This is a genomic window from Peribacillus sp. NPDC058002 (assembly GCF_042886655.1).
Taxonomy (GTDB): domain Bacteria; phylum Bacillota; class Bacilli; order Bacillales; family DSM-1321; genus Peribacillus; species Peribacillus aracenensis.
Window position 1 is genome coordinate 1 of sequence record NZ_JBHVQU010000216.1, and the last position, 6,011, is coordinate 6,011.

The 6,011-nt window shown below is 40.2% G+C and carries 5 protein-coding genes; all 5 read left to right on the plus strand.

From position 1 onward, the window contains the following. Window positions 1-594, plus strand: a 594-nt coding sequence (locus ACFVSH_RS21925; RefSeq protein ID WP_387707802.1) for a PadR family transcriptional regulator, incomplete at its 5' end; no start/stop codon positions are given. Between the two features lie 117 nt (window positions 595-711). Further along, the gene (locus tag ACFVSH_RS21930) at window positions 712-1,959 is read left to right on the plus strand and encodes a GTPase family protein (protein ID WP_387598540.1); all 1,248 of its coding nucleotides are present in this window, start codon (window positions 712-714) and stop codon (window positions 1,957-1,959) included. A 110-nt stretch (window positions 1,960-2,069) separates the two neighbouring features. Next, window positions 2,070-3,212: an acyl-CoA dehydrogenase family protein gene (locus ACFVSH_RS21935; protein ID WP_387707804.1), complete on the plus strand. Its 1,143-nt coding sequence runs from the start codon at window positions 2,070-2,072 to the stop codon at window positions 3,210-3,212. 197 nt (window positions 3,213-3,409) lie between these two features. Continuing rightward, window positions 3,410-4,681 carry an ATP-binding protein gene (locus tag ACFVSH_RS21940; protein ID WP_387707806.1) on the plus strand — a complete coding sequence of 424 codons (1,272 nt, stop codon included), beginning with the start codon at window positions 3,410-3,412 and terminating at the stop codon, window positions 4,679-4,681. Between the two features lie 106 nt (window positions 4,682-4,787). Then, window positions 4,788-6,011 (plus strand): acetoacetate--CoA ligase (locus tag ACFVSH_RS21945; protein ID WP_387707808.1); only part of this gene is annotated, 1,224 nt, incomplete at its 3' end.

Below are 6,011 nucleotides of genomic sequence, written 5' to 3' on the forward strand. Positions count from 1 at the left end.
GGCTATGACTATCTATGTAAAATATCCAATACGCTAGTCGAATCCAACCATTTATCATTATATACGGATAAGGGAAGAAATTATTATCAAATTACTGAAAAAGGCAAAGAACTTTACATATGGTACCAAGAAAATTTCCTGGAACGGTTTTCAGAAGTGAAAAAGGTCATTGATCGCTTCATGTTCGATTTAAGGGGTTCTGGTGAAAACCCACCGGTCATTAATGAACTGCCAGAAGAATACAGGTCGTATTTCTCGAAAATAATATCGGTGAAAGACCTTGTCCGTTATGTAACTTTAAAAGCCGCTTTCACTAAGAAGCCTATTTACATGGGGGAAATTGGCGATCTGCTTAAAAATCAGTTCGGTTGGATTGCTTCAAACGGGTATTTGTACGATTTATCTCATGAAATGGAAGAGAACGGCCTTCTTGTCGGCAGATGGGAAAGTGAAAAACGAACTAAACGATATTTACGAATCACCGATGAAGGACAGCATCATTACAAACAGATTGCGGATTCTGCAGCCTTTCAAGTCCAGGAAATCCAAAAATATATGGCCAGTGTCGTTATGTTCCTAAAAGAAAAGAGTTAAATGAATATATGAAATGGAACCCCTTAATTTTGCAAGGAGATTGGAGTTACATGCTTAAATTGGTTCGTTTCAGGGTAAATGTTACTTAAAAAACTTCTTAACAAGGGGGAATGACTGATGGTGGAAAAAAACGAAGAAATGGGAAGCCTATTCAGTTTCATTAAAGGCCAGGTAAATAAGCTGCCCATTTCACAATCGAAAAAGAACAAAATGCTCGACCAGCTCTTAAAGTTAAAAACAATGACAGTTGATGCAAGGGAACCGAGAATTGCTCTTGTCGGAAGGCGAGGTTCCGGAAAATCATCACTGATCAATGCGATGTTTGGACAGGAACGGCAATATGTCAGTTCCGTTAAATCTGGAACGGGTAAGGGAAAATGGCTATGGTACCCGAGTGATGCCGAGCCCAAAATCCGTTTGCTGGACTCCAGGGGGCTGGGAGAGAGTGAAGCTCCTACTGAAGAGTTCGAAGAAGAAACACCAATGGATGAATTGATAAAAGCGGTAACCGAAGAACAGCCTGATGTGTTTCTTTTCTTGATTAAGGCAAAAGAAGCTGATTCACGGATTGAAGAAGATTTACAAGAGTTGAAAAAGCTGCGCAAAATCGTTAAAGAGAATCACCATTATGATGTACCTGTCATCTGTGTGATCACACAAGTGGATGAATTAGATCCGCCACATTATAAACAAGTACCTTTTGATGCCAATCCTAAGAAAAAACAAAATATTGATGAAGCCATCGCTTTGATGTCAAAACGATTTAAAGAGAGTGATATACCATTATTGAACATCATTCCTACTTGTTCGTATATTGATTTTGATGAAGGCGGAAATATTGAATATGATATGCGTTGGAACATAGAATTGCTTTCTGATTACTTGATCGAGGCCTTACCCAGTGAAGCGAAGCTGAAGACTGCCAAAGCGATGCAGAGTCAATTCGTTAAGAAGAAATTCGCGCGGACGATAGTGGGAACGTTTACGGCAATAGCCGGTATAATCGGTGCAGAGCCAATACCTTTCGCTGATTTTCCCATTTTGACTGGCATTCAAGGTTTGATGATTGTGGTGATTGGTTTTATCGCGGATAAAGAAATCAATACGAAAACGGCAAGTGAATTCATTGCGGCATTAGGGGTCAATGTTGGAATCGGTCTCCTTGTCAGAGAAGGTGTCAGGGCTGCAGTCCGTTTCATCCCAGGAGCTGGTCTAGCCGTTTCCGGTGCCGTAGCGGGCGCGGTCACATATGGAATCGGGCAAGCAGCGATAGCTTACTTTCTCGAAAACAAAGATATTGATCAGGCGAAGGAAGCTTACAAGAATGCGAACAAAGAATATAAAAATGAAGATATTGACTCTTAATGGGCAAATTCAAACTATAAACTACACTAAGGTGATATGATAAAGTGGAGTTCGCAGTTCTGTTTCTGCTGCTGTATGGTTCAGGATTTTCTACAGGAGGGATGATCTTCATGTCGTTTTTTCAATCACGGAAGCAAAAGGAATATATACAAAAATTAGAGGAAGCGATTCAGTCCTTTTCCAGCCGAGCTGAAGCGCTTGATGATTCAAATGGATTTCCTTTTGAAAACATTCAGGAGTTAAAGGAATTTGGATATCCCCAATTAACATTAGCAAAAGAAGATGGCGGATATGGCGGTTCCTTATATGATTTTCTCCTTTGCCAAGAAAAAATAGCCCAATATTGCGGCCCAACAGCCTTAGGGATAGGCTGGCATGTTGGAACGGTCCTATCCTTAACGGTGAAGAGACCGTGGGAAAAAGGAGTCATGGATGAATTGTTTGATGAAGTGTCGAAAGGCGCTCTCATCAACACGGCGGCATCCGAGGCTGGAACGGGAAGCCCGACGCGCGGAGGCCGACCGGAAACGATCGCCATCAAAAAGGGTCAGCAATGGAAGTTGAATGGCAGAAAGACCTTTACTACACTCTCTCCTGTCCTTGATATTTTTCTAGTAACGGCATGGGTTCCCGAGGATGAGCGGCTAGGCACATTTTTAATTCATCGCGATGTAATGGGGGTAAGTATAGAAGAAACTTGGGATATGATTTCCATGCAGGGGACAGGAAGTCATGATTTGGTGTTAAATGACGTCAGCCTGCCTGAAAAGTATTATGTCATGAAAAGCAATCCAGGTGAAAAAAGAAAACCTGAAGCATGGCTATTACATATACCGGCCTGCTACTTGGGAATCGCGGTGGCAGCCAGAAATTACGCAGTCGAATTTGCAAAAACCTATTCTCCCAATAGCTTACCAGGACCAATCAGGGACCTTCCGAATGTTCAAAGGACAATTGGGGAGATGGAACTGGAATTGGGAGAAGCACACCATTTCCTGTACTCCGTCGCAGAAAAATGGGTGCGGAACCCTGAAGATCATGATGAATTATCGAAGCAATTGGGTGCTGTTAAGTTATCGGTCGTCAACAAATCGATTTCCATCGTCGATAAAGCGATGAGGGTCGTCGGAGCCAAAAGTTTACAACGAAATAATCCCCTGCAACGTTACTATAGGGATGTACGCGCAGGACTTCATAATCCTCCGATGGATGATGCGACAATCACCATGCTCGCAAAGTCAGCTCTTTATTAAGATTATATTCGGATATTTTGATGGCACTGAAATGACTTCGTCGTTTCAGTGTTTTTTTCTATCCTTGAATCATCTCGCCTCTAGCTACATCTTTTTTTACTCCTGCATGGAAATTTCACTAGCATATCATTCTCTATCTTGTTATTATTGATATACCTGTCTAAATCTTCGAAAAATATCGAAAGTTCGGTGTATAAATGAATCTTATGACAAAAGATTTACTGATTAACTTTTTAATTATCCTTTTTCCGATCTTTTTACTGCAAATGAGCTATCTAGTGAAGTATGTATATCGTTTAGATGCATTAAAAGGATCCTTCCTATCTATTTTCCCTATTCTTTCACTTGTTCTATGCATGCTATTTCCCGTTGTTATGGAAGAGGATTTTGTTTGGGATCTCAGATGGATCCCTTTTCTTTTAGGCGGTTTATATGGAGGCTATCGGTTAGGAATCATATTGATCGTCATCACTCTTCTTATTCGCTATATATCAGGGGGGGAAAATGGATTTTATATCTCATGCATCACTTTTCCACTCATTGGAGTTTCCTTGTTTTTTATATCTAAATACTATCTTAAAATGTCTGTAAGTAAAAAAATCTGCATGGGTATATCATTAATATTCATTGTTCAAATTCTCACACAGTTTATTTCAACAGAAGTATTTGAACTTACTATCGGGATAAGTCTATGGAAACAATACTTCACGATCCATGTCATAGGAATCGTTGTTGTAATCTTATTATGGGAAGTCATCCTCACTAATTTTCAGGTTCTCGAAAAATTAGTGAAAGCGGAAAAAATGCAGGTCGTCAGTCATCTGGCTGCAAGCATATCTCATGAAGTCAGAAATCCCCTTACAGTTACCAGGGGATATATTCAAATGTTAAGCGAAGACGTGTCTTCCCATACAAAGGTCAAATATGCAAATATTGCACTGAATGAATTAGATCGGGCCACGGATGTGATTAATGATTATTTGACGTTTGCTGCCATAAGCCCTGAAAACACAGAGCGATTAAGGGTATCCGAGGAAATTCAGCATGTCGTGGACAGCATAAAACCCTTTGCTGATAATAATGGAATAAAATTGAAGTTATTCCTTCTCGAAGATAGGGCTAATTATGTCATGGGTGAAAGGAAGAAATTCCAGCAATGCTTGTTCAATATCATAAAGAATGGAATAGAATCGATGGACCATGATGGCGAAATATACATTCATTTATTTCATGCAGCCTCCACCATCCAAATTAAGATCCAAGATCAAGGAATTGGAATGACACAGGAACAAATATACCGTTTAGGTGAGCCTTACTTCACGACAAAAAATAAAGGGACGGGATTAGGCATGATGGTTTCGTATAGCGTTATCAAAAGTATGGATGGAACGGTACATGTATCAAGCGTACAAGGGAAAGGGACATGTTTCACTATTAACCTGCCCATACATAGAAACGAGCTTATTTAAGTTAGTGTAAATTGACGGTTTTAAACTCATAGATTACAATTTAAGTAAAATACCAATATTATGAAATGATTCAATAACGCATTTGATACCTAAGGGAGATGACGAAATGAAATCGCTTACTGATGGGCAAATCATTTGGGAACCGACAATGGAACAAATCGAGCAAACGGTATTGACTCAATATGTGAAATGGTTAAAAGAAAAAAAAGGTTTAACATTTCATGATTATCATGAATTATGGAAATGGTCGGTAGATGAACTGGAGGAATTTTGGGCTTCACTTTGGGAATATTGTGATGTAAAAGCAGCCAGGAAATATGATAGGGTATTAGCCGAGCAATCGATGCCAGGTGCGAAATGGTTCGAGGGGGCAAGGCTTAATTATGCTGAAAATGCATTATTGAATGATCAAGAAGAGAAAACGGCGATTTTTTTTCGTTCAGAACATATCAGGAAGCAAGAGGTCAGCTGGAAAGAGCTGAAAGAAAAAGTAGCTTCTGTCGCCCATTCATTAAGGAAACTTGGTGTGAAATCCGGTGACCGTGTTGTTGCCTATATGCCGAATATTCCTGAAGCGGTCATAGCTTTCTTGGCAACAGCAAGCATAGGTGCCATCTGGTCCAGTTGCTCACCTGATTTTGGGGCAAGAAGTGTCATAGATCGTTTCAAACAGGTTGAACCGGTTGTATTACTGGCGGTTGATGGGTATCAGTACAATGGAAATGTATATGATAAAACATCAGTCGTCTCACAGCTTATACAGGAATTGGTCACTGTCAAGCATACCGTTTTGGTTCCTTACATAGAAAAAAAGATTTTGGAAGTGAATCTGGAAGATGTGATTCCTTGGGATGACCTTTTAGAAGAAAAGGCAGAATTATCTTTTGAAAGTGTTCCGTTCGATCATCCGCTGTGGATCCTTTATTCATCAGGTACAACCGGGATGCCAAAACCAATTGTACAAGGGCATGGCGGAATATTATTGGAGCATTTTAAATCAACAAAAATCCATCAAGGCATGACTTCCGGGGATACTGTATTCTGGTTTACGACGACAGGCTGGATGATGTGGAATCTCCTTATGGGCGGTTTGCTTAATGAGGGGACCATCGTCCTTTATGACGGCAGTCCCTCTTTTCCGAATATGGATGCCCTTTGGGAATTGGCGGAAGATACAGGCATGACTTTCTTTGGAACAAGTGCACCTTTCCTTACCAATTCCATGAAATTAGGTAACAAACCGATGGGAAAATATGATTTATCCAAATTGAAGTCTCTTTTTTCCACTGGAGCTCCATTGTCTGGCGACGGTTATAAATGGGTGTATGAG

Bases quoted from the DNA above. Each gene is read 5' to 3' on its own strand.
- ACFVSH_RS21935 (WP_387707804.1), top strand. From the start codon at position 2,070: ATGTCGTTTTTTCAATCACGGAAGCAAAAGGAATATATACAAAAATTA.
- ACFVSH_RS21940 (WP_387707806.1), top strand. From the start codon at position 3,410: ATGAATCTTATGACAAAAGATTTACTGATTAACTTTTTAATTATCCTT.
- ACFVSH_RS21930 (WP_387598540.1), top strand. From the start codon at position 712: ATGGTGGAAAAAAACGAAGAAATGGGAAGCCTATTCAGTTTCATTAAA.